Annotated in this window: 26 protein-coding genes; 12 read left to right on the top strand and 14 right to left on the bottom strand. The window is 34.3% G+C overall.

The window, feature by feature from the left end; all coding sequences use genetic code 11:
• Positions 1 to 23: 23 nt before the first annotated feature.
• From GJV85_RS00985 to GJV85_RS00995, 3 genes are read left to right on the top strand one after another with little or no spacing between them, the layout of a single operon-like run.
• Positions 24 to 851 carry an HAD-IIB family hydrolase gene (locus tag GJV85_RS00985; protein WP_207562029.1) on the top strand — a complete coding sequence of 276 codons (828 nt, stop codon included), beginning with the start codon at positions 24 to 26 and terminating at the stop codon, positions 849 to 851.
• Positions 844 to 2,118 carry a sugar MFS transporter gene (locus GJV85_RS00990; RefSeq protein WP_207562030.1) on the top strand — a complete coding sequence of 425 codons (1,275 nt, stop codon included), beginning with the start codon at positions 844 to 846 and terminating at the stop codon, positions 2,116 to 2,118. The genes GJV85_RS00985 and GJV85_RS00990 overlap by 8 nt, the downstream gene beginning before the upstream one ends.
• The gene (locus tag GJV85_RS00995; protein ID WP_207562031.1) at positions 2,105 to 2,944 is read left to right on the top strand and encodes a D-hexose-6-phosphate mutarotase; all 840 of its coding nucleotides are present in this window, start codon (positions 2,105 to 2,107) and stop codon (positions 2,942 to 2,944) included. Before GJV85_RS00990 ends, GJV85_RS00995 begins: the two co-directional genes overlap by 14 nt.
• On the opposite strand, the gene GJV85_RS01000 is transcribed toward GJV85_RS00995, so the two are convergent.
• From GJV85_RS01000 to GJV85_RS01015, 4 genes are all read right to left on the bottom strand, one after another.
• Positions 2,941 to 3,741 (bottom strand): nucleotidyl cyclase domain-containing protein, encoded by an 801-nt coding sequence (locus GJV85_RS01000; RefSeq protein ID WP_207562032.1) that lies wholly within the window; start codon positions 3,739 to 3,741, stop codon positions 2,941 to 2,943. The genes GJV85_RS00995 and GJV85_RS01000 overlap by 4 nt on opposite strands.
• A 30-nt stretch (positions 3,742 to 3,771) precedes the next feature.
• Positions 3,772 to 4,692, bottom strand: coding sequence for a diguanylate cyclase (locus GJV85_RS01005; protein WP_207562033.1), 921 nt, complete (start codon positions 4,690 to 4,692; stop codon positions 3,772 to 3,774).
• Between the two features lie 67 nt (positions 4,693 to 4,759).
• On the bottom strand, positions 4,760 to 5,905 hold the full coding sequence (locus GJV85_RS01010; RefSeq protein ID WP_207562034.1) for a sensor histidine kinase: 1,146 nt from the start codon (positions 5,903 to 5,905) through the stop codon (positions 4,760 to 4,762).
• Entirely contained in the window at positions 5,898 to 6,551 is a 654-nt protein-coding gene (locus tag GJV85_RS01015; RefSeq protein WP_207562035.1) for a response regulator transcription factor, read from the bottom strand. Before GJV85_RS01015 ends, GJV85_RS01010 begins: the two co-directional genes overlap by 8 nt.
• A 97-nt stretch (positions 6,552 to 6,648) precedes the next feature.
• On the opposite strand from GJV85_RS01015, the gene GJV85_RS01020 reads away from it, so the two are divergent.
• The 6 genes from GJV85_RS01020 to GJV85_RS01045 are packed head-to-tail and all read left to right on the top strand — an operon-like array spanning position 6,649 to position 12,488.
• Positions 6,649 to 7,878, top strand: a complete 1,230-nt coding sequence (locus GJV85_RS01020) for an EAL and HDOD domain-containing protein (protein WP_207562036.1) — start codon at positions 6,649 to 6,651, stop codon at positions 7,876 to 7,878.
• A complete protein-coding gene (locus tag GJV85_RS01025) occupies positions 7,875 to 8,651 on the top strand; it encodes a TrmH family RNA methyltransferase (RefSeq protein ID WP_207562037.1) in 777 nt (258 codons plus the stop codon). Before GJV85_RS01020 ends, GJV85_RS01025 begins: the two co-directional genes overlap by 4 nt.
• A 31-nt stretch (positions 8,652 to 8,682) precedes the next feature.
• Positions 8,683 to 10,041 carry an ATP-dependent RNA helicase DbpA gene (gene dbpA, locus GJV85_RS01030; protein WP_207562038.1) on the top strand — a complete coding sequence of 453 codons (1,359 nt, stop codon included), beginning with the start codon at positions 8,683 to 8,685 and terminating at the stop codon, positions 10,039 to 10,041.
• A 44-nt stretch (positions 10,042 to 10,085) separates the two neighbouring features.
• Positions 10,086 to 11,444, top strand: a complete 1,359-nt coding sequence (locus GJV85_RS01035) for a sensor domain-containing diguanylate cyclase (RefSeq protein WP_207562039.1) — start codon at positions 10,086 to 10,088, stop codon at positions 11,442 to 11,444.
• A gap of 55 nt (positions 11,445 to 11,499) precedes the next feature.
• The gene (locus GJV85_RS01040; RefSeq protein WP_207562040.1) at positions 11,500 to 11,982 is read left to right on the top strand and encodes a glutathione peroxidase; all 483 of its coding nucleotides are present in this window, start codon (positions 11,500 to 11,502) and stop codon (positions 11,980 to 11,982) included.
• Positions 11,979 to 12,488: a YgjP-like metallopeptidase domain-containing protein gene (locus GJV85_RS01045; RefSeq protein ID WP_207562041.1), complete on the top strand. Its 510-nt coding sequence runs from the start codon at positions 11,979 to 11,981 to the stop codon at positions 12,486 to 12,488. The genes GJV85_RS01040 and GJV85_RS01045 overlap by 4 nt, the downstream gene beginning before the upstream one ends.
• On the opposite strand, the gene GJV85_RS01050 is transcribed toward GJV85_RS01045, so the two are convergent.
• Positions 12,485 to 13,042, bottom strand: a complete 558-nt coding sequence (locus tag GJV85_RS01050) for a GNAT family N-acetyltransferase (protein ID WP_242689808.1) — start codon at positions 13,040 to 13,042, stop codon at positions 12,485 to 12,487. The two genes, GJV85_RS01045 and GJV85_RS01050, sit on opposite strands and share 4 nt — an antisense overlap.
• A gap of 1 nt (position 13,043) precedes the next feature.
• Positions 13,044 to 15,149 (bottom strand): helix-hairpin-helix domain-containing protein, encoded by a 2,106-nt coding sequence (locus GJV85_RS01055; RefSeq protein WP_207562042.1) that lies wholly within the window; start codon positions 15,147 to 15,149, stop codon positions 13,044 to 13,046.
• 120 nt (positions 15,150 to 15,269) lie between these two features.
• On the opposite strand from GJV85_RS01055, the gene GJV85_RS01060 reads away from it, so the two are divergent.
• Entirely contained in the window at positions 15,270 to 15,482 is a 213-nt protein-coding gene (locus GJV85_RS01060) for a hypothetical protein (RefSeq protein ID WP_207562043.1), read from the top strand.
• Positions 15,483 to 15,506: 24 nt separating this feature from the next.
• Here GJV85_RS01060 and GJV85_RS01065 read toward each other — a convergent pair whose 3' ends face one another.
• The 6 genes from GJV85_RS01065 to GJV85_RS01090 all read right to left on the bottom strand — a co-directional run bounded on the left by GJV85_RS01065 (position 15,507) and on the right by GJV85_RS01090 (position 21,288).
• Positions 15,507 to 16,046 (bottom strand): RBBP9/YdeN family alpha/beta hydrolase, encoded by a 540-nt coding sequence (locus GJV85_RS01065; protein ID WP_207562044.1) that lies wholly within the window; start codon positions 16,044 to 16,046, stop codon positions 15,507 to 15,509.
• A complete protein-coding gene (locus GJV85_RS01070; protein WP_207562045.1) occupies positions 16,046 to 16,858 on the bottom strand; it encodes a DUF234 domain-containing protein in 813 nt (270 codons plus the stop codon). Before GJV85_RS01070 ends, GJV85_RS01065 begins: the two co-directional genes overlap by 1 nt.
• 102 nt (positions 16,859 to 16,960) lie before the next feature.
• Entirely contained in the window at positions 16,961 to 17,356 is a 396-nt protein-coding gene (locus tag GJV85_RS01075) for a response regulator (protein ID WP_207562046.1), read from the bottom strand.
• Positions 17,357 to 17,384: 28 nt separating this feature from the next.
• Positions 17,385 to 20,084, bottom strand: a complete 2,700-nt coding sequence (locus GJV85_RS01080; RefSeq protein ID WP_207562047.1) for an AAA family ATPase — start codon at positions 20,082 to 20,084, stop codon at positions 17,385 to 17,387.
• A 174-nt stretch (positions 20,085 to 20,258) separates the two neighbouring features.
• Positions 20,259 to 20,660, bottom strand: coding sequence for a bacteriohemerythrin (locus GJV85_RS01085; protein WP_207562048.1), 402 nt, complete (start codon positions 20,658 to 20,660; stop codon positions 20,259 to 20,261).
• A 166-nt stretch (positions 20,661 to 20,826) separates the two neighbouring features.
• Positions 20,827 to 21,288: a hypothetical protein gene (locus GJV85_RS01090; protein WP_207562049.1), complete on the bottom strand. Its 462-nt coding sequence runs from the start codon at positions 21,286 to 21,288 to the stop codon at positions 20,827 to 20,829.
• A 201-nt stretch (positions 21,289 to 21,489) separates the two neighbouring features.
• Here GJV85_RS01090 and GJV85_RS01095 point away from each other — a divergent pair, with 201 nt between their 5' ends.
• Both GJV85_RS01095 and GJV85_RS01100 read left to right on the top strand, forming a co-directional pair.
• Entirely contained in the window at positions 21,490 to 22,014 is a 525-nt protein-coding gene (locus tag GJV85_RS01095) for a HEAT repeat domain-containing protein (protein ID WP_207562050.1), read from the top strand.
• 4 nt (positions 22,015 to 22,018) lie between these two features.
• The gene (locus GJV85_RS01100) at positions 22,019 to 22,456 is read left to right on the top strand and encodes a bacteriohemerythrin (RefSeq protein ID WP_207562051.1); all 438 of its coding nucleotides are present in this window, start codon (positions 22,019 to 22,021) and stop codon (positions 22,454 to 22,456) included.
• A 7-nt stretch (positions 22,457 to 22,463) separates the two neighbouring features.
• Here GJV85_RS01100 and GJV85_RS01105 read toward each other — a convergent pair whose 3' ends face one another.
• Both GJV85_RS01105 and GJV85_RS01110 read right to left on the bottom strand, forming a co-directional pair.
• Positions 22,464 to 23,723: a response regulator gene (locus GJV85_RS01105; protein ID WP_207562052.1), complete on the bottom strand. Its 1,260-nt coding sequence runs from the start codon at positions 23,721 to 23,723 to the stop codon at positions 22,464 to 22,466.
• A 1-nt stretch (position 23,724) separates the two neighbouring features.
• On the bottom strand, positions 23,725 to 25,176 hold the full coding sequence (locus tag GJV85_RS01110; RefSeq protein WP_207562053.1) for an ATP-binding protein: 1,452 nt from the start codon (positions 25,174 to 25,176) through the stop codon (positions 23,725 to 23,727).
• Between the last annotated feature and the right edge of the window lie 8 nt (positions 25,177 to 25,184).

Genomic DNA, 25,184 nt, shown 5'->3' on the forward strand with positions numbered 1-25,184 from the left:
CTCTTTTTAGTTATACTATTATCATGAAAAATACATACATAACAGATTTAGACCATACTTTTTTACGATCGGATTTATCCATAAGCGATTATACTAAAAAAATATGGAACTCCTATGAGAATGAGTCTATTTTAAGTGTGGCAACGGCTAGAACATATAAAAAAACGATGCAGTTTTTAGATGGTGTAAGCATAAATGCCCCTATGATTCTTTTAGATGGTGCGCTTGTTGTAACAAAAGATAAAAAGATTATTGACACAAAGTTTATCTCAAAAAATATCTCTGATGAGATAATTTTTGAGGGTTCTAAGCTTGGTATATACCCTTTCATAATAGCCTTAGCCGATCAAAACCTAAATGAGGCGTTTTTATACTCAGATATCTTAAACCCTCATCAAAAAGAGGTTTTAACTCGCTATGCTAAAGATGATAACCTGCAAGAGATGAAAAATATAAAAGCATTGGATGAAAACTTTAAGCTTGTTTATATGGGTGAAGAGCTCCTTTTAAGGGAGTTAGCACAAAGTATAGAAGATATTTTTGGTGATTCGCTTAAATATATTTTAGCTCCAGAAGATTATATAGGTTGCTATTTTTTAACTATCCTGCACAAAGATGCTGATAAGTCTCATGGTATAAAAAGTGTTCGTGAATATATGGATTTTGACTTAAAGAAGTTGACTGTATTTGGAGACAACTTGAATGATATAGGGATGTTTGAACTTGCAGGAGTCTCAGTAGCTGTTAAGAATGCACAACAGAAGGTGAAAGATTTGGCTCATATTGTTTTAAGAGATTCCAACAATGAAGATGGCGTGGCAAAATATTTAGAAGGATTAAAGAATGCGTGAAAAATCTAGTTTAATACCAATGTTGATTATTGGTGTTTTATTTTTTATATTTGGTTTTGTTACTTGGCTAAATGGCTCTTTAATCCCTTTCTTAAAAGTAATATGCGATCTAAATGAGTTTGAAGCACTTTTTGTGACTTTTGCTTTTTACATAGCCTACACAGTGATGGCGTACCCTATGGCTATAGTACTTGAGAAGACTGGTTATAAGGTTGGAATGCAACTTGGACTTTTGGTTATGGCGGTAGGAAGTTTACTTTTTATCCCGGCGGCACTTAGTGCAGAATTTCTACTCTTTTTAGTGGCTCTTTTTACCTTAGGAACAGGTCTAACCATACTCCAAACCGCATCAAACCCTTACATAGTTCTGGTAGGTCCACTTGAGAGTGCTGCAATGAGAATTAGTATAATGGGTCTAATAAACAAAAGTGCTGGAGTACTTGCTCCTCTTGCTTTTACAGCTTATATTCTTTCTGGAATAGGCCCAGTTGAAAATATTGCTTCAGATCAGTTAGAGCTAGTGGCTATCAAATTAGTAGAGCCATATATCCTTATGGCTGGTATTTTAAGTAGCCTATATCTTCTTGTTAAGTACTCCTCTTTACAAGAGTTAGAGTTTACAAGCGACCCCTATGACAACAACTCAATTTTTACATTTCCAAAAGTTGTTTTAGGTGCTGTAGCACTCTTTTTTTATGTGGGTATAGAGGTTATTGCTGGAGATACTATAGGTCTGTACGCTCAAAGTTTAGGAGTGCAAAATGCCACGGCATTGACATCTTACACAATGGCGTTTATGGTTATAGGTTATATCGTAGGAGTGGTGTTTATCCCAAAGTATCTTTCACAAGAAAATGCACTTATAGGCTCATCTCTTCTAGGAATAGCTCTCTTAGCAGGAGTCACTTTTAGCTCTACAAGTTCAAGTGGAATTTCTGAAGTTCTATGGGGGTGGAGTGGTATAGGAACTATTCCTGATTCCATAACATTTGTGGCTTTGCTTGGCCTATCAAATGCTCTTGTTTGGCCTAGCATTTGGCCTTTAGTACTAGAAGACCTAGGCAAACATACAGCAAAAGCTAGTGCTTTACTTATAATGGCGATAGCGGGTGGCGCAATCTTACCACTTCTTTTTGGTAAAATTTCTGAGCTTAGCGGAAATATGCAAAGTACTTATGCCTATGCAACTGTATGTTATCTTTTCATACTAATGTATGCAGTAAAGTGGCACAAAATGATCTCATGGAATGGTGATGAGAGAGAATAAAAAAATCAATGAGATAGAGTATGTGGAGATAAAGAATAGTTCTGCCTCTGCTAAAATAGCCCTGCAAGGCGCTCATATTTTTGAATTCAAAACAAGAGATAAAGATGAACTTTTGTGGCTGAGCGGTGAGAGTGATTTTCTCTTGGGTAAAGCCATTAGGGGAGGAATTCCTTTGTGTTGGCCAAGATTTGGAAATCTTGACAAAAATATGCCTCAACATGGTTTTGCACGCGAAGCAATTTTTGAGCTTGTTGATATCAAAGAGTTGAATGAAAACTTGACAGAAGTGCTTTTTAAGTTGAAAGAGTCTAAAGAGAGTCGTAAGATTTGGGACTATAAGTTTGAGCTAGAAGTTAAGTTCAGTATATCGGACATACTGGAGATTGAATTAAAGACAAGAAATTGTGACTCAAAAGAGTTTATGATAACGCAGGCTTTTCATACATACTTTAAGATATCAAACATCTCAAACATAAGCATAAATAATTTAGATAAAAAATATTATCTCGATACACTTGATGACAAAGTAAAAGTTCAAAATAGAGAGATAACCATTGAGCAAGAGGTTGATAGGGTTTATCAAGGTGTAGAGAATGATATAGTTTTAAAAGACTTAGATAGAACTATAAATATAAAAAGTAGTGGTTCAAAATCAGTTATCGTTTGGAATCCATGGATAGAGAAATCTGCAAGTATGAGTGGAATGTCAAGCGAGGCCTATAAGGAGTTTGTCTGCATAGAGTCTGCAAATGCTTTTGAAGATTTTGTTACTCTGCTTCCAGGAGAGAGTACAGAACTAAAAGTATCTTACTCACAAGAGGATTAAATTTTTAGTCTTGATAGAAGTGTAGTGATGCTCTCTTTATCTTTTTGCCATGTTGAAGAGAGGAGATAAGAAACACCGGAAATAGTTTTATTTGTTGCGATTGATTTTAACTTAGAGCGTACTTTTGTTGCTGTAGTAGCATCTTTTGCAAGATAAATAAGTAAAAATTGTTTACTACTCCATCTTATGAGCATGTCATCTTCACGAATAAACTGTTTAAAGTTCTCTACAAACTCTCTAAGAGTAGTTTCGCTTACTTCCTTATCAGATTTAATCTCTATAGCACTGGCTCCAATGATCTTTTCGTTAAAGAGTGATGCATCTTCATAGCTTTTCATAATATGTAAAAAATAACTTTTAGAGTAGGCTCCACTTTTAGCATCTACACTAGCATTGTTCTCTATCATTAAGCGTTTGATGAGGCTTTGCGTTATATTCACAAAGGTGACAACTTTAAGCTCTCCCAAACTCATATCTACATTTACAGAGAATGCTTGAGGTTCATAATTTTGGTTGAGTATACTTACAACTCTATCAATCTCAGGTAAATTCATAATAGACTCAAACCAAGAGAGTTCAGGAGTAATCTTCTCCTTGTTGAAGTAAGATGGATGTGGTACAAAATGGTCTAGAAATGGGCCAAAATTGCTTTTGTACTCATCTAAGGATGATGCTCCGAAAAAATGGTTAAAAGAGTTGTTTGTTAATAAAATTTCCTCTTTGTCAAAAATGACGACTAGATTTTCTTGGCTATTTATGACACTCTTTACTAAATCTAAGTATTTTTCTTCTAACATGGTACTCTTCCTTCAATTGTATTATTTATCTTAACTGGTTGGTAAAGGTAACACACTATCTCGACCTGATGCTTTAGCATCGTATAAAAGATTATCTGCTTTTTTAATAAGAGTATTTAAGTCTTCATTGGGTTCATATTCTGCAACACCAAAGCTAGCCGTAATCTGTAGTTTTTTACTACTATGGATTTTTTCTTTGATAGCAATACGAAATTTTTCAGCAATCTTGAGTGCACTTTTAAGTGTGGTGTTTGAGAGAAAAATAAAAAACTCTTCACCGCCAAAACGAACGAGTGAGTCATTTACTCGTATGGAGTCTTTTAAAAGTGATGAGATAGAAATAAGTACTTCATCTCCCGTATGATGACCATAAGTATCGTTAACTTTTTTGAAGTGGTCAATATCAAGCATAACTAAGCAAAAGGGCTCTGCATATGCCTTAAACCTTGATGTTAAGAAGTGGAACTTATCCTCAGCACCATATCTGTTATAAGCATCAGTAAGAGGGTCGTGCACATTTCTGTCTTCACTTTGGAAAAGTTCCTCTTCAAGGTCTAGGGAGCCCAATACATGTGACTGTAAAAGTTTTAGGAGGTTTTTGAGTTGATAGGTGTAGTTAGGGTATGCAATAATGGAGATAACGTTAAAATCAATAGTACTTTGAATCAATGTATCATTATTGTCTAAATTTGAAATAATAATAATTGGAGTCTCTTGATTTTCTATATCTTCATGCATAATCTCAAGAAATTCAATTATCTCTTCAACATCAAGAGAAGTGTGTAAAATAAGCATGTTTACTGAGTTGTCCATAAGGTACTCTAGGGCATCTATCTTATTTGTGCTTTGTTCAAATGCTATGTTTAATTCTGAAAATAGTGAATGTAGTTGAGTATTGTTTTGTGTAGTGGAGTCTATATTGAGAATGTTGTATTTTTGAGTATTGAGCACAATATTTATCCAAGTGATTAAAAGTAAATTGATTATATAGTAATAGGTTTAAATTTTTGTTAAATTACTATTTATTAAAGTTAATTGTTACCGTTGTTCCTTTGCCCTCAGTGGAGTCTATTTTAACTTGATAATTGTATTCAGCTGCTATACTTTGTACAATATTTAGCCCGATTCCAAACCCTCCAGCATAAGAGTTTGCCCTGACAAACCTTTTAAAAATATCCTTAAGTTTATCTTTTGCAATACCTATACCTTCATCCTTTATACTGAAGCTATTCTCACTGCAGTAGAGGTAAATAGTACTCTTTGGAGTTGAGTATTTTATACTATTGCTCAGAAGGTTGTTGATAAGCATTTTTGCTTTTGTTTTTGTGATATTTATAGGGCACTCTTGGAGATCCTCAACTACTGTAATCTGCTTTTTATCAAGTAGCTCTCTTAGATAATTTATATCTTCTTTTACGACATGGCAAAAGTCAATACTCTCCTCTTTTTCACTAGAGTTGTCAAAACTCAAAAAGCTAAGAGAGGAGTAAATGTCATAAAGTTGTTTCGTACTAATTGAGATATTATTAATTGTTTTTTCATCATAAACTTGTTTGTTTTTAAGTCTTGATGTACTCATCATTAATGCCGTGATGGGGGTGTTTAACTCATGTGTTGTGTCTTTAACAAACTCCTCAATCTCTTTCATCTTATCTCTTAGGGGAATGAGAAAAATATAGGACATAACTACTGAGATTATAATAATAAAGATAGCAGTAATGATAACCGCATAAGCGACCCTGTTTTTTAAGACTTTTATGTTTTCATTACACTGGCTACTTTGCACAATTACATAGGCAACATCGAGGTGTCCTACAGCACGTTTTGAGATAAGTGTAAAAGAGCCATCTTTATTATAAAAGTCTTGAGTAGGGTCTATTGGGCTCTCTATTTTTCCATCTAAAAGAGTATAGTTCTCATCAAGTAGAGCTACTGAAGCATTAGGAAACTCTTCAAGTTTAAAGGGAGTGTTACTCATATGTGCATGAATAATTTTAGAACTTACTTTATCTGCTATATGATTCATTTTATAAAAGTTGTTATTCATCTCCATAGAGACTTGAGAAGTGAAAAACCAGTATGCAGCAAGAGTTAAAAAAATAAATGAAGAGGTTAGATAAAGGGCTAAAAATGAGAAAAAGGATTTTTGTGTAATCTTATTCATATATATAGCCTTGACCTCGAACGGTTGTGATACTGTCCTTACCTATAAGTTCTCTTAGGGTTCGTATGTGTGAACGCAGGGTTGCATCTGATGGGAGAGAGTCAAAGTCCCATATGTTTTGTGCAAGCTCCTCGGTTGTGATTAACCTTTTTTTATTATTTAAAAAGTAAGAGAGTAGCATGCTGTTTTTTGTGCCTAAGGAGATTTTTACTCCATTGCTGAGTATCTCTTTTGTAAGGGGTATAAATGTGATAGATGGACTAAGTTGAACTTCATCCCTCGTGCCAATGTTGAAAAGTCTTTTAGTATTTTCTATTCTGGCATTTAGCTCTTCAAGCTCAAAGGGTTTTTTTATATAATCATGAGCACCAAGAGTAAAAGCTTTCTTTAAATAGTTAGTGTCAGTATAAGCAGTAATAAATATAGTCGGAGTATGATTGCAAAACTCACGTAACTCAGCTAAGAGTTCAAGTCCATTTTTCCCAGTTACATTGATGTCAAAGATAAAAAGATCATACTTCTTTGACTCTAAACATTTATATACTTCATCCGAATTAAACGCATAATCAACACTCCATGACTCTCGTAAATAGTCAAGTAAAATATCAGATAAAACAGCATCATCTTCCATGAGAAGTATATTCATAACAAAGCCTTTGGTAAAATCTTATCATATTTTGTACAACTCACTATTAAGTCATTATAATTTGATACAATAGTAAATAATAAAGTTGGACGGAAAGATGAAACATATATCAATAGGTAGACAACCAATTCTAGATTCAGATTCAAACCTTTGCTCATATGAGATACTTTACCAGGGTTCTGATGCGGCAATGAGCAGGTTTAGTACAGCCTCTGTAATAAATAGTGTGCTTAACAAGTTTGGTACACATGCTCTTCTTGGCGACAGACGCGCTTTCGTTAAAATAGATGAAAAATTTTTAATGCACGATATCATATTTTCAATTCCTGGTGAGTTTTTTGTATTTTCTATTTTAGACAGTGTAGATATGAATGAAAGAGTAGTAGAGCGAATTGAGCAACTCTATGAAAAAGGTTATATACTATCTATTGATAATTTTACATTAACTGATAATGCAAGAGAAAAATACGAGTGCGTAATGAGTAAATTATCATTTGTAAAACTAAATATTATGAACTCTACTGCATCCAATATCACAGAGATGGTTCAAGGACTAAAATCTTGCGGAGTCACAATCGTCGCAGATAACATTGACACTTTGGAGCTTTATGACAAAGCAAGTGAACTAGGCTGTGACTGGTTTCAAGGTTACTTTTTTGCTGAGCCAAAAATCATTGAAAATGCTAAGTACGAACCATCACAGATGGCAGTTTTAAAACTTTACAATTTACTTATGCAAGATACAAATATAGACGAAATAACAAAAGAGTTTGAAAATAATCATGAAATTACAGTGCAACTCTTACAGTTTATAAACTCTGGGGCATTCCACTTTAGACATAAGATATCTTCTGTACATCATATTTTAACGCTTGTTGGAAGAATACCACTTGCTCAGTGGCTTATGCTTATGATTTACTCCAAGTCTGTTTCAAACTCTGGACAGAGCCCTATTATGTTAATGGTTAAAAACAGAACGGAACTGATGCAAAATATTTTAAAAGTAGTTGATCCTAAGGCAGGTAGTAATCTTTTGGGTGAAGCGTACTTTGTTGGAGTAATTTCACTTATAGACACTGTTTTTAGCGTTAAACTTGAAGATATACTAGAACAACTCGATATATCCGATGAGGTTGAAGACGCAGTGCTTAATGATGCGGGGATACTTGGAGAAATTTTTGCACTTGTAAGAGATATAGAGTCTTTTAATGTAGCTTCAAGATCTAGATTTGAGAAGGCTCATGGTTTAGAGATGGGCACAATAGAAAATGTTATCTTTCAATCAATAGAAGATGTAAATAAATTTGAAACTCCATTCGTAGCATGATTATAAATGTAAGTGATATTGATATTGCTGAGTTAGAGATATATAAAAACTTGCGAGATGCTGCATTTAGAAGTGATAATAGTTTTATCGCAGATAGCCCCAAAGTGGTGAATATACTTTTAGAACAAGATATAGAAGTAAAAAGCATTTTAGCTACGCCTGAGTACTATGATGAGTTTAAAAGTTTTCTTACGACTAAAAATATCCCTAAAATTTATCTGACTTCAAACGCAGAGATGCAAAAGATAGTTGGGCATAGAGTGCATCACAACTGTATGATGCATGGCGTTCGCCCCTTAGATAAGCCCCTAGATGAGTTGGGAGATAAAATCATAATGCTTGATAACATAACTTCAAGTGAAAACGTAGGCTCCATCGCTAGAAGTGCTGCTGCTCTTGGAGTAGACTCTTATCTTTTACCAAAAGAGTCTCCACATCCATTTAGCAGGCGCTCACTTCGTGTTTCTATGGGACATAGCTCTCTGCTTAAAACTCATATATACGATGACGTTAAAGAGGCTATAAAGAACTTACAAAAGAGTGGGTATAGAGTATATGCGGCTGAGGTAAAAGAGAATGCAACGCCACTCTCAAAACTACAGGTTGCACAAAAATGGGTTTTACTTATGGGACATGAAGGACACGGAATCGCAGATGAGATATTAGCCCTTTGTGATGAGGTTGTAACTATTGAGATGCAAGAGGGCATAAAAAGTTTTAACGTAGGCGTTGCCGCTTCAATTATGATGTATCAATTTCTACATCAGAGATAAAGCGTTATACTTCTAAAAAAGATTTTAAAAGATGAACTTCTCACAACTTCCCCTAACGCCAGAAATGGTAAAAACTCTCGATTCACTTGGTTATAAAGAAACTACACCTATTCAAGAAGAAGCACTTCCTTTCATACTAGAAGGCAAAGACGTTATCGCTGAAGCTAAAACAGGTAGTGGAAAAACCGCTGCATTTGGCATAGGGCTTTTGAGTAAGCTAAATGTCAAAAAATTTCGTGTTCAGTGTTTAGTACTCTGTCCTACACGCGAGTTAGCCGATCAAGTAGCGAAAGAGCTTAGACGCATCGCAAGATTTAAGCATAACATTAAAATACTGATGCTTACAGGTGGTGAATCTTTTGGAAGACAACTAGGCTCGCTTGAGCACCAAGCACATATTATAGTTGGAACTCCAGGACGTGTTTTAAAGCATCTCAATAAAGAGAGTTTAGACCTTTCAAACTTAGAGACTTTAGTTCTTGATGAAGCGGATAGAATGCTTGACATGGGTTTCATTGAAGAGATACAAAGCCTTTTGGCCTTTGCTCCTAAAGAGAGACAAACGCTACTCTTTTCCGCTACTTATGATGATGAGATTAAAAAGATAAGTAAAGAGATACAAAAAGACGCCGTGAGTATAAAAACAACACACCAAGAAGTAGCCAATAAGATAACGCAAGAGTTTTATCACACAAGTAAGAAGATGGACACTCTTGTAAAAGTTCTTAGTCACTACAAACCTGAGAATGTTATTGTCTTTACAAATACAAAAATAGAAGCAAAAGAGTTGGCAGAGAACTTGCAAAATATAAATATAGATGCACTTGCTATTCATGGAGATTTAGAGCAGTATGAACGCAATGACGTCCTTGTTCAGTTTGCAAATAAATCTTGCTCTATTTTAGTAGCAACGGACGTAGCCGCACGAGGTATTGATATAAAAGAGTTGAGCATGGTGGTTAACTATGATTTACCTCATGGAAAAGAGACTTATACACATAGAATAGGGCGAACAGGTCGCGCTGGAAATGAGGGTTTAGCTATAACGCTTTATGGCTCTTATGAAGTAGAAAAAGTTGAAGATTATAAAGATGATAGTCGTGACTTTTTAGAAGATAGTGACCTTCAAGAGAGTACAAACTTTGAAATGAGACCAGAGTTTGTAACTCTAGTTATAGAGGGTGGAAAAAAAGATAAAGTGAGAGCTGGAGACCTGCTTGGAGCACTTACTGGTGATGCTGGACTTGCCGGAAGTTCAATAGGAAAAATCGATATTTACGATAGACAATCATATGTCGCGATAGAGAGTAAATTTATAGATGATGCCCACAAAAGACTCAACTCTGGAAAGATTAAAGGTAAAAAATTTAGTGTTTGGATTTTAAAATAATTAAGAGTATAATAATTTAATGAACTTTTACAAAGGGCAAGAGCATGAATGAAACTTCTTTGGAAACACTCGATAAGTCTGAACTTATAGCTATGCTAAAAGAGAGTCAAGAGCAGAAAAAAGATCTTGAGTATCTACTTGAAAATATTAATGGAATCAGTTGGGAATTTGATTTAGTAAAAGATAAATTTACATATGTCTCCGCTAATGCAAAAAGTATACTAGGTTATGAGAGAGAAGAGTGGGGTAGTTTTGAATCATGGGCAAATATGATCTATGAAGAGGATAGAAAAGATGCTGTTGAGTATTGCTCTATAGAGACTAAAAAGGGTAAAAACCATTTTATGGAGTATAGAATGGTTAAAAAAAGCGGTGAGCCTATATGGATCTTAGACATAATAACCGTAAGTAAAGATGAAAACGACAATCCAATAAAACTACATGGATTTAATATTGACATTGATGAGAAAAAAAAGACTAGCTTAGCACTTGAAAAAAATCATAAATACTTAGAGTCTATTATTAACAACATTGATGAGCCAATCATGGTTATTCGTGATGATTACACTATAGACCTTATGAACGATGCTTTGAAAAAGAATCTCCATAAAATAGAGATAGCTGATCCAGAACATCCAAAGTGTTATGAGGTGTCACATCATAGATCTACTCCTTGTGATACAACTGAGCACCCTTGTCCTTTAAAAAATGTTCTCCAAAGTAAAAAAGCTGAAACTGTCATCCATACACATACTGATTTTGATAAGAATGATTATTTTGTTGAATTAAGAGCTACTCCTTTATTTGATGAGCATAAAAATTGTGTTGGTATTATAGAGTCCGCTCATAATATTACAGAACACCTAAATCTTGTTAAAGAGTTAGAAGACAAAAGTGAAATGTTAGATTATAAAGCACACCATGATTGTCTCACAGCTTTACCAAATAGAGTACTGTTTGATGATAGACTAGAACAAGCAGTAGCAACTTGCAATAGAGAAAACACTAAATTGGCTCTTATGTTTTTAGATTTAGATAACTTTAAAACTATTAATGACACTTTAGGGCATGACGTAGGTGATATAGTCCTTAAAGAAGTAGCGACTAGAGTTAGTTCGCTCCTTAGAGCAACAGATACACTTTCGCGTTTAGGTGGAGATGAATTTACGGCAATCATAAAAAATGTAAATACAAAAGAGGATGTTTCTAAGCTTGCAAAAAAGATTATTAAAGCTTTTAAAGCACCTTTAATTATAAATGAAAATGAAGTTGAACTCTCCGGAAGTATAGGGATAAGTCTCTATCCAGAATCTTCATATAGTGATCTTCTAAGGCATGCAGATATAGCGATGTATAGAGCGAAAAAGAAAGGAAAAGATAATTTCCAACACTATTATGAATAAACTTTTATTATTAATACTACTATTACTTACAACTCTTTACTCGGGAGAGAAAAATATGGATATTTATGATTTTAATGTACAGAGTATAGATGCTAAAAGCATCTCGTTAGAGAAATATAAGGGGAAAGTTCTTCTTATAGTAAACGTAGCAAGTGAATGTGGTTTTACTCCGCAGTATGAAGGTTTAGAAGAACTTTATCAAGAGTATAAAGAGCAAGGTTTTATGGTTTTAGGTTTTCCCTCAAATCAGTTTGGCTCTCAAGAGCCAAAAAGTAATGAAGAGATTAAATTTTTCTGCCAAGGGACCTATGATGTTCACTTTGATATGTTTGCAAAAATAGATGTAAATGGGGATAACGCAGACCCACTTTACAAGTATCTCAAAGAGGAACAAGGTGGATTTTTAGGGCTAGATAGTATCAAGTGGAATTTTACAAAGTTTCTCGTAGATAGAGAAGGAAATATAATTGATAGATTCGCATCAATGACTAAACCAAAAGATTTAAAACCAAGCATAGAAAAACTGTTAGCTAAATGAAGTTAAAGTATCTAAATCACTACCCACAAGGGATTCAAAATCAAGTTTTAACTTTAATTGAAAAAGATAAACTCTCTTCGCATCTTTTAAATAAATATCCCAAACCTCACAATATAACTAATGATAAAAACCTTTTTAATTTTGCCATGGATATTAAAAATGAGTATATGAAAAAGTCTGCACCACTAAGTAAAACTATTTACGATGGAAAGATAAACGTTATTCATAATGCATTGGGAACGCACCACTTTATATCTCGCGTTCAAGGTGGAAAGCTTAAAGCAAAAAATGAGATAAAAATTGCTTCTATGTTTAAGAGCGTGCCTGAAGATTTTCTAGAGATGATAGTGGTACATGAGTTAGCTCACTTTAAAGAAAAGGAACACAATAAAGCCTTTTATAAACTTTGTGAATATATGCAACCCTCTTATCATCAAGTAGAGTTTGATCTGCGTTTATATCTCACTCATGTAGATATGAGTGGTAAGTTAGAGGAGTGGAGTTAATCCATCCATCTTCTTGGGTCATATCCATCGCTAGGACGAACTAACTCTTTTTTGTCTAGCTTCTTGAGCATTATTAAAATTTCGCGTTTATGTATTTTACTCTTTTTATGAGATCCCTCTACAATCTCAAATCCGAACTTTTCATAAAATAAAATGGCAGTAGAATCACTAAGAAGAGCAATACTTATCTGCTCATAACAAGTAGAAGCTTCGAGTAAAAACTGCTCCATCATTGTGGTGCCTACTTTCTTCTCTCTAAACTCTGGAAATATGCTCATACTCAGTACTGGTGTATTTTCATCTATAAAACCACTAGCACCATGCTCTTTACAGAGTTGTCGACACCATAGTGCACCCGCTATTTTATTGTCTACAAGAGCATAGAGACCTAAGTCTTTTGGAGTTACTCCATACAACTCACTATATATATTGAGTTCTGGGTAGAAATCTAGAACATTTTCTTTATCGTCAAGTCCATAAGCATACTTTATCATATCTGTGATGATTTTTTGCTCGCTTGAACGCAAGAAATAGAGGATGGGAGTAGAGTTCATTTTAGCTTCCTTCATTTAGGCTAAGTCCAACTTTGCCTTTTTCATTGTCAACCGAGATAACTTCTATCTGTGGTAGATATTGATTAAGAGAGAGTACTTCAAGTGGATGAGAAACTCTCTTGTGACTCATTTTAGATATATGTATCATACCATCATTTTTAAGTCCGATGTCGACAAATGCACCAAAGTCGGTAATATTCCTTACGACTCCAGAGACAAAACTTCCCTCTTTGAGCATTTTAATATCTGTTACAGAGTCCTTAAATGGGATGGATGGCAACTCTTTTCTTGGGTCAAATCCAGGTTTTAGAAGTTCGTTAATGATATCTTGTAGCGTTTGCTCACCAATGCCAAGTTCTTTCGATTTTGATAAGATATCTATTTTTTTTAACTCAAGGCCATCTAATTTCTTAGCTATTTCATAACTCTCGGGATGGATTCCGCTATTGTCAAAACTATTTTTTCCATTCTTTATACGGATAAAACCCGCTGCTTGCTCATAAGCTTTTTTACCTAAGCCTTTTACTTTTAAGAGTTCTGATTTTGTTGTGAAGTTACCATTTATATCTCTATAGTCAGTTATGTTTTTAGCGATTTTTTTGCCAATCCCCGCCACATGGGAAAGTAGTGAGATTGAAGCTGAGTTTATATCAACGCCAACCCGATTTACCAAATCACATGTGACATCATCTAGTTTCTTTTCTAAAAGCTTTTGATTGACATCGTGTTGGTATTGTCCTATTCCTAAAGATTTTGGGTCAATCTTTACAAGTGTCGCCAGAGGGTCACGTAAGCGCTGAGCAATGGAAATAGCGCCTCGTATGGTCACGTCAAGCTGTGGATACTCCTCTTGCGCTAATGCAGACGCTGAGTAAACGGAAGCTCCCGCTTCACTAACAACCGTGTAGTTGAGTTTTACATTCTCTTCTTTGTTTATTTTTGCAAAGAACTCTTGCGTTTCTCTAGATGCCGTTCCATTGCCTATGGCCACACCATCTATATGGTACTTTTTGTTAAGCTCTAAAATCTTTTTTGACGCGTTTGCATAATCATTTTTTGGCGCGGTTGGGTAGATTACTGCTGATTCTAAATAGTTTCCATTTTCATCTATAACGGCAAGTTTACATCCACTCACAAACGCAGGGTCAACGGCAAGAAGAACTCTCGAAGTTACGGGTGGCGTCATAAGCAGTTGATTTAGGTTTTTTCCAAATACGCCAATGGCAGCTAAGTCGGCTTTTTCTTTTATTATACTTTGAACTTCTCTCTCTATGGAAGGAAGTAGAAGTCTTTTTAGTCCATCTTTATAAGCATCAAAAAGTAGCTCTTTTGAGCTTGACGCGTTTTTTGGCAACTTATAGGTTCTAATGTTTTCATGAATTCTCTCTACATCTATAGTTATTTTAACTGAAAGTTCTTTCTCACTTACTCCACGCATGATTGCAAGATAACGATGTGATGGTATGTAAGCCACTTTTTCGCTTTTGCCTGCAAGGTTTTTAAAAACACCATTTTCATTGAAAGTTTTTGTTTTTTTAGTCTCAATACTTCCTTGGCGGAGCATGCTGTTTCGTATACCCTCGCGTTCACGAGGATTTTCAGCATATCTTTCAGCAAGTATGTCTTGAGTGCCTTTTATCGCCTCTTTGATTGAACTTACCTTGGCGTTTAGAAACTTTTTTGCCTCAGTTTTGAATTCATGTTCAGTTAATTTAGCTGACTGTAGGGTATTTGCTAAGCCTTTAAGACCATTGTCTATGGCAGTGGTTGCTCTCGTATTTTTTTTCTCTTTGTAGGGTCTGTATATATCTTCAAGCTCCTGGAGTGTTTGCACTTTTTCTATTGCTTTTTTGAGTGCATCACTGAGTGTTGCTCTCTCCTCTATAAGCCTACTTACATCCTCTTTACGAGAGAGCAATTTTTGAGCACTCTCATAAATAGTCTCAAATGCTCTAAGGGTTTCATCATCAGCCCCACCAGTCATCTCCTTACGGTATCTTGCGATAAATGGAATGGTGGAGCCATCTTCTAAAAGTTTTAATATATTTTTTATATGTTCATTTTTGAGTTGTGTTTTGTTATGAAGCAGTTCTATCAAGTTTGTCATTTATTCTCTTATGATATAAAGTTTTGATTATTATACTCTAGTAGCTATTAATCCAAAAATTTTATTTAACTAAATTAATTTATATGATATAATTATCAAAAGTTCAATGAGGAGGAAGTTATGCAAGTCAAGCAGTACACTTTTCAATCACCCTCATCTTCTCAGGTACAGGTCGGAAGACCGGACATGAGTACTAAATCTGAGACGAGCTCAAGTGGTGATTTAAAAAATACAAATCAGACTTTAGCAAAAGCTGAAAGTTTTGCTCAAACACAAGTAAGTGAAGTAAAACCTACAGTGAGTTCAAATCAACTTTTAGATGTTTATGCTTAAATATCTAAAAGCCATCCATAAGTTTTAAAGTTTTTTCTTTAGCTCTTCTTTTATCCAAGGCCATTCGCCATATCCACTATCACCGTTAATATGTCCTGCGTTTTCAAGAATTTCCATAGGTATGTTTAACTTCTTTTGTAATCGTTTTGCTTCATCTTCGCTCATATAAGGGTCGTTTGTAGACGCTATTAAAAGGGCTTCTTTTGCATAAAGGTTCTGTGGCAAACTAAGCGGAAAGAAAGTAGCTAGTTCTGGTATGTAAGTCGTCAGACTTGGTGGTGCTACAAGATAGAGGGTCTCTATGCTTTGCACCTCTTGAGTATTACACAGATGAAACCAAAGCGTTGTAGCTAGAGAGTGACAAATAACAATGTCTGGCTTAAACTCTTCAAGTTCTTTTATGAGTTCACCCATCCAAATATCAAGGTTCGGATTTTCAAAATCACTAAAAGAGAAAAAGCTAACTTTTCCATACTCTTTAGCAATTTCTCCCGCTAGCCAACTCTGCCAATGAGGAAAATTACTCCCACCCCAACCATGAAGTAGTAAGACTTTTTTACTCATTACTCTGCTAGCTTCTTAAAGTTTTTTAGTGAGAGTAGTTTTAGATTTTCGCCCTTAAGAGTTTTGAGCTCATTAGAAAATCCATTTTTGGAAACGATTACAAATACGTCTGCTTTTATACCTGCTTTTTCACATAGCTCTTCAAGTCGTTTAAGTTCACTTTTTTTGACCTTGGCGTTTGTGTATTTACAACTTCCAACAACAATCTTTCCAGAAGTAGTAGTTGCATAGATATCTAACTCTATTTCTCTATCCCAATAGCTTGAGATTTCTTTTATTTTGTCATCAACGAATGTAAGTTTGAGTAGTTCATGGGAGAGTTCTATATAGGTTAAGTTGACAAACTCAGCTTCTCTATTAGCAAATCTTTTAATGATTTCATCATAATTTCCATCACGAATACCTTTAAAAAGAGGAGAAACAAATGCGAACCAAAAACGTAGAAAAGGCGTTGTAAAAAAGAGTTTGTTGTCTATCTTCTCGTTTTCACTCCAAGAGGTAAAAACTTTTTTAGATTTCTCAACTCTAATGATACCTCTTTGTACGAGTTCCTCAACAGCGTTTAATCCAGCTTCTTCATCAATTTTTGCGCGTTTAAACGTAGAGTGAGTTTTACCATCACCCATAGATATACCCGTTAAAATAGAGTGGTAAACTGGCGCTCCAGAAGTTAGTTCACTCACATCATTTCGTATGTATCTATAATCACTCAGTATAAGCTCTTGTATAAGATCCATAGACGCTTTAGAAGTGTCAACTTTACCCCAACCAACGCCACCAAAGATGGCAAACTTTTCTACTGCGTCTTCCATGCTTTTTGGTTGGTGTTCTTTATAAAAAATAGAAAATTGCTCTTTGAGTGTTTGGTTAGCTGTTATGATGATAGCTCCTTTTTGATATTATGGTAAATAAGATTATACAGGAATATTACTCTCTTTTTTGAGATAAGGATTCATCTGAGAAACTGCTTCTAACGCTAGGGGAAGCTGTTGCGGTTCCAATAAAAAAGAGTTTACCCCTAAGTCAATCAATCCTCCGATTTTTTCTTCATCACTCGTTAAAACAAATGCAACTTGTACTTGTGTAGGTTTCATCTGTTTAATTTGCTTTATAAAAGTTGTTCCATAAATAGGGTCTGTACCAATATCTTGAATAATAATATCATACTCATTAGCAAAAATAAGTTTGAGTGCCTTATGTCTATCTGGAGCAACATCAGCCTTATTAAACAAATCAGCAAATACGTCTGAAGATGTATCAAAGATAGAGTTTTCATCTTTTATAAAAAGTATATTCCATTTTTTATTCATTCATTTTCCTTTATTCTTCAAGCGAGCCTTATCTCGCTAATATCTCATCAAGCTCATCTGCATAAATAATCTCTTTTTCAAGAAGTAATTTTGATAAGTTTTCTATAGTTTCCCAATTCTCATTTACTAAGTCTATAATGCTTTTTTCACCCTCAAGCATCCAACGCTCAAGTGCGGCATCAATCTTTGAATGATAATGTTCAGTTGATTTAGTACTGATAGTATGACCTTGAGCATCCATAACGCCATTGATATTGATGTATCCTACCTCTTTATCCATGCCATAGTGTGCTATAGCTTTATAAGCATCACGTGTCGCTTGTTGTAAGTCGTTTGCCGCACCGGTGTCTATTCCGTCAATCTCACCAAAACGTTTAATCTGTGCGGTTCTTCCCGCTAAAGAGACAGATATTTTGTCTTTAAAGTCTTTAACCGTCATGTTGTCTTGAACGTCATTATAGTTATTTGAAATAAAGTGTTCGTTATTATCTCTTGGCGTTAAACTAACGTGTTCTATATGCACATGAGGCATTAAGATTTTAGAAGCAACGGCACGTCCAGCTTCATAGACTGATGTCTCTTCAAATATCTGCTCAAGTGATAAGTAAGTCTGCTTCTCACCATACTTGATTGCGTTTATCTGCTCTATTAGTATCTCCTGCGTTATAGCAGGTAGAGCATTACGTAGACAGTAAAATGAAGCCTCTTTACTAAGGAGTTCTAGTTGTGCGCCTGTAAATCCCGCAGTATACATTAGGAGTTTATTCATATCAAATAAACCAGTGGAAGGTTTGTTTTCAATAGTCTGATCTAGAAAGTATTGTCTTGCATCTTTATCAAGATTGTTTATTTCTATGTGAATCTCTATTCGCCCTGGTCTTATGATTGCGTCATCAATATTCTCTTTATAGTTTGTCGCAGCTACAACAAAAACATTTTCACCTTTAACATCAGAAAAGCCATCCATCTCTGCTAGAAGTTTATTAATAGGCACTTCTCTCTCATTGCCACCACCGCGTTTTCCGATGGTGTCTATCTCATCTATAAATACAATAGAAGGTGCATACTCTTTTGCTTTAGAGAATACTTTTTTTGTTTTCGTAGGATCAAGAAGTTCTAATCCTGTAATAGAGATAAATGGAAGTTCTGCTTCTCTAGCAAAAGCTTTTGCAAGCATTGTTTTACCTGTTCCTGGAGGTCCATAAAGAAGCATACCTTTTGGCGGTGCGATATTAAAGCTTTCAAGGAGTTTTGGCTCTTTAAAGAAGTTTATGACTTCTCGCAGTCTCTCTTTAGCTTTATAATGACCTGCTATATCATTAAAAGAGACTTTAGGTATGTCAAAAACAAGTCCATCTTCACTAAAGTCTTTGATTTTCGTCACTTGTTTAAACTTACAAGAAAATACTTTATAACTAATAACTCCGCGTTTATCACTTATGCTATCTTCTAGATCAAGGGTTATGTTTTTTCTAAAAAGTTCTTTAACTAGTTTTTCCTCTTCTATAAGAGGATTGACCATATCGTTTAAGAAGTTTATACATGTTTTAGATATAGATACTTTTATCTCTGTAAATTTATTTACAGGAATCCCAGAATCCATGATATATGCTGTGATTCTATTGAAAAATGTAGTGCTTACCTTATCTTTTATACGTCTAGCATCCAGCTCTGGCGCAAAGTTAAGTATCTGCATTTTTAAAAAATCATTGAAGTTTTCACCCGGAGAAAATTCAATGCGATACTTCTCGCTAAAACCATCTTTATATTTTAAAAATCCTTTTTCTGCTATCTTCTCATATGCATCATAATTTAGCTTGTTAAAAAGACAGATGTTTGCTTGAGAAAACCTAGAAACAAGCTCTGGTAAAATCGCTTCTTGCCAACCACCACTTCTACTATCGCGTTTAACTTCTCGTCTAATAGCTTCAAGTATCATCGACTCAGCTTGGATGTAGTCTTCTTTTATAAGATCCTTAAAGCGGTTATCTAGATAGAGTTCTTTACCTAAACTCGTTGTAATGATAAATATAGCTTCTGTGAAATCAACCATATAATTGGCGTTTTCATCATTGTAGATGATGTCAAGATCTTCGCTACATGCTGCATCTGTGACCTTATCCCAACCACAGTTGTCACGCATCTGGCCACCCTCAAAGATTCCAAGAAGGTTACTTTGAATGGTGTTATCACACTTCTCAAAAGCGTCGAGTACAATTACGGCCTTTGGGTTTCTGTGGACAAAGCCTGTTAACTGACCAACGCCATAGCCTTTCCATCCAGCTGGATAACCATAAAGCTCTCCACCATTTTGTTGGTGGTATTGCGTCATGTCAAATTTCATAATTTTATATTTTGGTAGATGCTCACTCATAAGCTCAGCTAAGAATGTCTTACCAGTTGCGGGAGAACCTAAGAAAAGATATGTCGCCTTAGGCGCTTTTTTATTCTCAGTAATGTCATTTTTCATACTGTTGACAACAGAATTGATTGCTTGTTCTTGTCCAAAGAGCTCTTTAGAGAGTTGTTCTTTGAGTGTTTTGGCAAATTCTAGTTTGTTATGCGTTTGGGCAACTGCTAACGCTTCTGCTTCATCTTCTTCGTCTTTGTCTTCAAACTTCTCTACTGCTGATTGGGCTAACTCTTTTAAAGCTTTTTGCTTATTTTCTTTTTCTTCTCTTTCATGTTTTTCTACTGCAGCTTGGGCAAGTTCTCTTAAATTTGGCATATTGTACTCTTCATATATTTATAGTTTATTATTTCGTATAATACTTAATTGTTATTGAGTTTAAGCATAAAATAATGCTTAGAGAATAAAGCAGAAAGACTACTTAAAGTTACTACTCTTCTTAATTAAAAAGAAGAATCCTAATCGACTCAAGTAATTCTGTTTTAATCGGCGTTAGTGAGCATGTCCAAGATGAAGAGCAGCCTCTGTATCCCATTTTGAGATATGTAAAATTAACCACTTTTTAAACTCGTTTTCTAAAAAGCCCTGAAGCTCAATAGGACTTTTAATAGCTAACCATCTCTCAAAATATTTTGCTAGTTTTTCTCTCATAGTATCATGGTCGCTTTTATGTACTTGATAATAGCCATAATTATTTTGCAACATCATATTCTCTTCTTCTTGAAAGTGGTCTTCTACGTCAAATAAAACAACTTTGAAAAGTTCATCGATTTTTTCTATATCTTTTGCAACGACTGCATCGTGAAAATCATTGATAACCTCTATCTCTTCTTCATGTAACATATTCATTACTTCATTTGCAACTTGTTGTATATCTTGTATTTTAATTAGCATTTTTTCTCCAGAAAATAAAGTTTTAGTGAAGCATTATATCTATAAACAGTTTAAAAATTATATTTCAATACTTATAGCCAATAACGCGGATAGTGTCTTTTAGGTTGTGCATGCTCTGCTTGTGGCATGTCATAAATGAAGATTGCCGTTGTTTCAAAAGAACCCACTAAGCGTACTCTTGCTCTAGCTTTTTTATTAACTCAATCTCCCTTTGTGATGCTACGGTTGCTTTTAAATAGTTCCAAAATTTTTTTGCTTCAAGAGTTACTTCTATCCATTCTGGATCTTCTAAAATGTCTCTAGGGTCTTCACTCGGCTCAATGTATAGATATGCAAGTTGGTGAAACTTACTGGCATTATCGACCTCTTCTTGTGAAACATTAGCACTTTTAAGGGCTTTTGCATAAGTGTCATCTAGTGCTAATATGTCAAAGTAAGAAGAGAGACACTCTTCAAATGAAGAAAACCAAGGTTCATCATTAGGCCAAGTAGTCTCAGAAGCTTCAATCCATGACATCTTTTGCAGTTTTAAATTTGAGAATTCAAAAACAGAATGAATCCAAAAAAGTCTCCATCTCTGTTTTAGTTCTACATCACTGATATCATCTTGCATATTTGCCATTAACATTTAGTACTTTTCTCCATGCTTTTTTTTATGTTTTAAAAATTATAGCACTTTAACATATTCCTAATTCTTTATACAGTACTTTTATCTTTTTAAATATTTTTGACTACTATATCTCATCCTTAAATATTTAAGAGATTAAAAGCTACAATTGCTCAATTGATTCATATAAAAATAAATAAAAACTATAAGGGTAAAAATACAATGAACATGGAAGCTTTACAATTAGTACAAGATGAAAATGCATCTGCTGAGACTTTAGAAAAACTGAGTGAAGAAGAAAATCCATTTGTGAGAGTAAGAGTAGCTGCTCATGCAAATGTATCTGCACAAACACTAGAAAAGTTGGGTAGAGATGAGACACCTTTAGTAAAACAGTTTGTTGCAGAGCATTTAAACACACCAAAAGATACATTGGTGGAACTAAGTAAAGATAGTGATTATGGGTATTGGGTTGGTGGAAATCCAAACACTCCTGTAGATATTTTAAATAAACTTAGTAAGCATGAGGATGAAAATGTTCGTTCATCAGTTGCAGTGAATCCAAATATACCTGTAACTACCTTAGCTATACTCTGTTGTGATGAAAATGAAGATGTTAGAGCAGCCGTTGCAAAAAATCTAGAAACGCCAGTTGCAATTTTAGGTAAGTTAAGTCAAGATGACTCGTTAAGTGTAAGAGAAGCCGTGAGTAAAAATCCAAATAGACCATCTAAAACAAAGGAATAATATTTTGATTTCACCAGATAAATTACCAATGGTAGAAACAGCGAGTATGAATGATACTCATTTTGATACGATTTTACTTATAAATAAACTCTCTACTGCAGTAGATGCTAAAGATATCAATAGCATAAGTGAACTTTTTATAGAACTAATAGAACATACTGAGCAGCATTGCAAAAATGAAGAAGAGATGATGATAGAGAAAAAATTCCCTCCTTATCCTGCACATAAAGAAGAGCATGACTTAGCTCTAGATGATATGCGAAATGCCGCGTTAAAGTTCACTGAGACAAAAGACATAGATGCAGTTAAGAAGTATGTGGATCTAAATTTAGCTCCTTGGTTTTTACAGCACACTGAAACTATGGATGCTGTTACTTCAATGTTTTTAGAAAATAGTGAGCTTCACCGTGTCTATTGGGATCGATTAGTACCAAGAAAATAAGATTTAGTTACATCGCATCAAATGAGTTAAATATATCTACCTCAATGTTGTTTATAGCTTCATTAGTGTCGAGTAACTCTTGTTTTACATCTGAAGATAAGTCTACATTTAAATCAGACTCTTCATGTTTTTTAATTACATCAAGTGTTGACATATTGATTTTTTTGAGATTACTATATAGCTCTTCATGCTCGTTACTTGTAGGAATAACTATAATTCTATTTTTTTCAAAGTATCCTATGAAAGCATCTGCCATACAGGTGTCTCTAATCTCTTTTATAGCAGTTGCAAATGCCCTTTCAACCTCTATGGCGTCTTTTTTCCCACACCATTTCTCAACTCTATTAAAGTGATGTAGACTTATGAGTATGATGCTTAATTTACTAACCTTCTGTTTTAAGATTTCTATTTTTTCTAGTGTAAATTTTTTCGTTGGAAGCTGAGTATGCTCCTCTCTAAAAAGAGCATTATGAATAGCAGTTATATCTGTAAAAGTAACTATATAGGTATCTTCTTCATCAAGTTGAGTGAGATTTACCTGATACTCTATTGTTTTTGTCTCCTTCATAATTCTTACTTTAGAGTTCTCTTTCTCCGTTGTTTTGAGTGCTTCTATAAGCTCTTGGTTTGTTGCAACACTAATACAATGGGACGACTCTTCAAATAGGACACCAATCTCAGGCATCTCTAGCAGTAGTGTTTCAAATGAATCAAATCCACCAATTTCTAAAAAGGAGTTATTAGCCATATCTATCTTATTCTCTTTAATAATAAGTATCGCTACCTCTACTTCATCAAGAATTTTTTGTGCTCTATTTGAGAGAGCTAAGACCTTATTTTCAAGCTCTTTATTCTCCCTTGTAAAACTTAATTCTTCAGCAATTTTATAAATAACATAGAGAAATTGTTTGTTATTAAAAGGTTTATGAACAAAGCGCATAACATTTAGGTTGATAAGTTTCATAAGGTTTTCACTATCATTATAAGCAGAAGTTACTAAAACAATTTGCTCATAGCTAATCTCTCTTATTGCTACAATCAACTCTATCCCATTCATATTTGGCATGTTAATGTCTGTGATGACTATATCAAACTTTCGCTCTTTGTATTTAGCTAGGCCAATTGCACCATCTTCTGCTAATACTACATCTGGAAAAAAACGCCCCAAAAAACTAGCTGTTTGTGAACGAATGAGTTCATCATCTTCAACATATAAAACAGAACATTCTGAAGCATATTTTTTTAATTTTACTATATTTATATCCATGTTAAATACCCTTTTTGATTAATGCAATTTTAAATGTAGTACTCGGAGCTTCTGATTCAACATCCAAGTAACCGGAGAGATGACTTTCTGTAATCATCTTTGACATATATAGACCAAGCCCAGTACCAGTTTTTTTATCTTTTGTACTAAAGTAAGGGTCAAAGATTTTGTCGATAATCTCTTTGCTTATCCCTCCTGCATAGTCTTTAAAGTAGAGTTCAATTCTCTTTGGTTTATTTACAACTTTTATCTCAATAGTTCTATCACTGATTTTATTGTTTTCATATGCATCCATAGAGTTTTTTATTAGGTTTAAGATTATCTGCATGACATCATTTTTGAGTGTTACGATAGTTAACTTCTCATCAATTTCAGTTTCTATTTTCATGCCGGCGCTTTTAATAGAACTATCAATTACCATACATGCTTCTTTTACAAGAGCTGCTATATTTACCTCTTCAGGTTTATGGTCGGGCCTAAAAAAGTTTTTAAAATCATCAATAGTATGAGAGAGATACTCAACTTGTTTATTAACTATCTCTAGATTATCTTGAAGTACTTTTTCATCCACCGCACCTAGTTCTATATCTAAGAGCAAGTTGTTTGTTGTCATGCTAATACCCGTTAAAGGCTGTCTCCACTGATGAGCTATCATACTTATCATCTCTCCCATAGCTGCAAACTTTGACTGTTTAGCGATAAACTTATCTTTATCATTGAGTTGAATTACAAAATATCTCACTGTAAAGTATATACCTAGAAATACAATAAACATCATTGCTTCAACAAGAAAATATACCTTTAGCATAGCATTGTTGGCATCAAGAGTAGAATACATTGCGTTTATGGCACGTATTTCGCCTATGTTCTCATAAAATCCATTCTCACTTCCGTATATATCTAGCATATCCCTAGGAGCATCTTTTGGATCACCATGGCATTGTAAACAATCTGTTGAATTTCTTGTAACTGGTATAGCAAAAAAGAGAGTCTCCTTCCCTTTATACTCTATAGTCTCTTTGTAGGAAGATATGTTTGATTCGTTAAATTTTTTTAAGATTTTAGATTCAAATGGAGTGGCTTTGTTATTTATGTTTGTAGGATTGTTACTTGCAAACTTATAATTTACATCTTCATAGATATGTATCCCAGCTGCCGCGTAGTTTTTTTGATATATGTTGTGAACATGATCAACTATGTAGGTTGAAGACATAAGAGCGGGGTCAAATAAATCTTCAGAGAGTTTATTCTCTTTGACTATCTTGGCTATAGCTGGTTTTTGGTACTTAGATATATACTCTCTCATCGCTTGTGAGGTTAACAGAGCACTTTGAACACTTTTATCCGCTTTTTCTTTATGAAAGTCTTTTAGTATTAGATAAAATAATATAGATCCAATAAGAAATGTCACTCCTAGCAATAGTTGTAACTTCTTCAATAAACTATCTAGCATTATAAATC

Origin of the sequence: Sulfurimonas aquatica (assembly GCF_017357825.1) — a bacterium.
Lineage (GTDB): Bacteria > Campylobacterota > Campylobacteria > Campylobacterales > Sulfurimonadaceae > Sulfurimonas > Sulfurimonas aquatica.

Coding starts and splice junctions, on each gene's coding strand:
- GJV85_RS00985 (WP_207562029.1), top strand. CDS start 24: ATGAAAAATACATACATAACAGATTTAGACCATACTTTTTTACGATCG.
- GJV85_RS00990 (WP_207562030.1), top strand. CDS start 844: ATGCGTGAAAAATCTAGTTTAATACCAATGTTGATTATTGGTGTTTTA.
- GJV85_RS00995 (WP_207562031.1), top strand. CDS start 2,105: ATGAGAGAGAATAAAAAAATCAATGAGATAGAGTATGTGGAGATAAAG.
- GJV85_RS01000 (WP_207562032.1), bottom strand. CDS start 3,741: ATGTTAGAAGAAAAATACTTAGATTTAGTAAAGAGTGTCATAAATAGC.
- GJV85_RS01010 (WP_207562034.1), bottom strand. CDS start 5,905: ATGAATAAGATTACACAAAAATCCTTTTTCTCATTTTTAGCCCTTTAT.
- GJV85_RS01015 (WP_207562035.1), bottom strand. CDS start 6,551: ATGAATATACTTCTCATGGAAGATGATGCTGTTTTATCTGATATTTTA.
- GJV85_RS01020 (WP_207562036.1), top strand. CDS start 6,649: ATGAAACATATATCAATAGGTAGACAACCAATTCTAGATTCAGATTCA.
- GJV85_RS01025 (WP_207562037.1), top strand. CDS start 7,875: ATGATTATAAATGTAAGTGATATTGATATTGCTGAGTTAGAGATATAT.
- dbpA (WP_207562038.1), top strand. CDS start 8,683: ATGAACTTCTCACAACTTCCCCTAACGCCAGAAATGGTAAAAACTCTC.
- GJV85_RS01035 (WP_207562039.1), top strand. CDS start 10,086: ATGAATGAAACTTCTTTGGAAACACTCGATAAGTCTGAACTTATAGCT.
- GJV85_RS01040 (WP_207562040.1), top strand. CDS start 11,500: ATGGATATTTATGATTTTAATGTACAGAGTATAGATGCTAAAAGCATC.
- GJV85_RS01045 (WP_207562041.1), top strand. CDS start 11,979: ATGAAGTTAAAGTATCTAAATCACTACCCACAAGGGATTCAAAATCAA.
- GJV85_RS01050 (WP_242689808.1), bottom strand. CDS start 13,042: ATGAACTCTACTCCCATCCTCTATTTCTTGCGTTCAAGCGAGCAAAAA.
- GJV85_RS01055 (WP_207562042.1), bottom strand. CDS start 15,149: ATGACAAACTTGATAGAACTGCTTCATAACAAAACACAACTCAAAAAT.
- GJV85_RS01060 (WP_207562043.1), top strand. CDS start 15,270: ATGCAAGTCAAGCAGTACACTTTTCAATCACCCTCATCTTCTCAGGTA.
- GJV85_RS01065 (WP_207562044.1), bottom strand. CDS start 16,046: ATGAGTAAAAAAGTCTTACTACTTCATGGTTGGGGTGGGAGTAATTTT.
- GJV85_RS01070 (WP_207562045.1), bottom strand. CDS start 16,858: ATGGAAGACGCAGTAGAAAAGTTTGCCATCTTTGGTGGCGTTGGTTGG.
- GJV85_RS01075 (WP_207562046.1), bottom strand. CDS start 17,356: ATGAATAAAAAATGGAATATACTTTTTATAAAAGATGAAAACTCTATC.
- GJV85_RS01080 (WP_207562047.1), bottom strand. CDS start 20,084: ATGCCAAATTTAAGAGAACTTGCCCAAGCTGCAGTAGAAAAACATGAA.
- GJV85_RS01085 (WP_207562048.1), bottom strand. CDS start 20,660: ATGCTAATTAAAATACAAGATATACAACAAGTTGCAAATGAAGTAATG.
- GJV85_RS01090 (WP_207562049.1), bottom strand. CDS start 21,288: ATGTTAATGGCAAATATGCAAGATGATATCAGTGATGTAGAACTAAAA.
- GJV85_RS01095 (WP_207562050.1), top strand. CDS start 21,490: ATGAACATGGAAGCTTTACAATTAGTACAAGATGAAAATGCATCTGCT.
- GJV85_RS01105 (WP_207562052.1), bottom strand. CDS start 23,723: ATGGATATAAATATAGTAAAATTAAAAAAATATGCTTCAGAATGTTCT.
- GJV85_RS01110 (WP_207562053.1), bottom strand. CDS start 25,176: ATGCTAGATAGTTTATTGAAGAAGTTACAACTATTGCTAGGAGTGACA.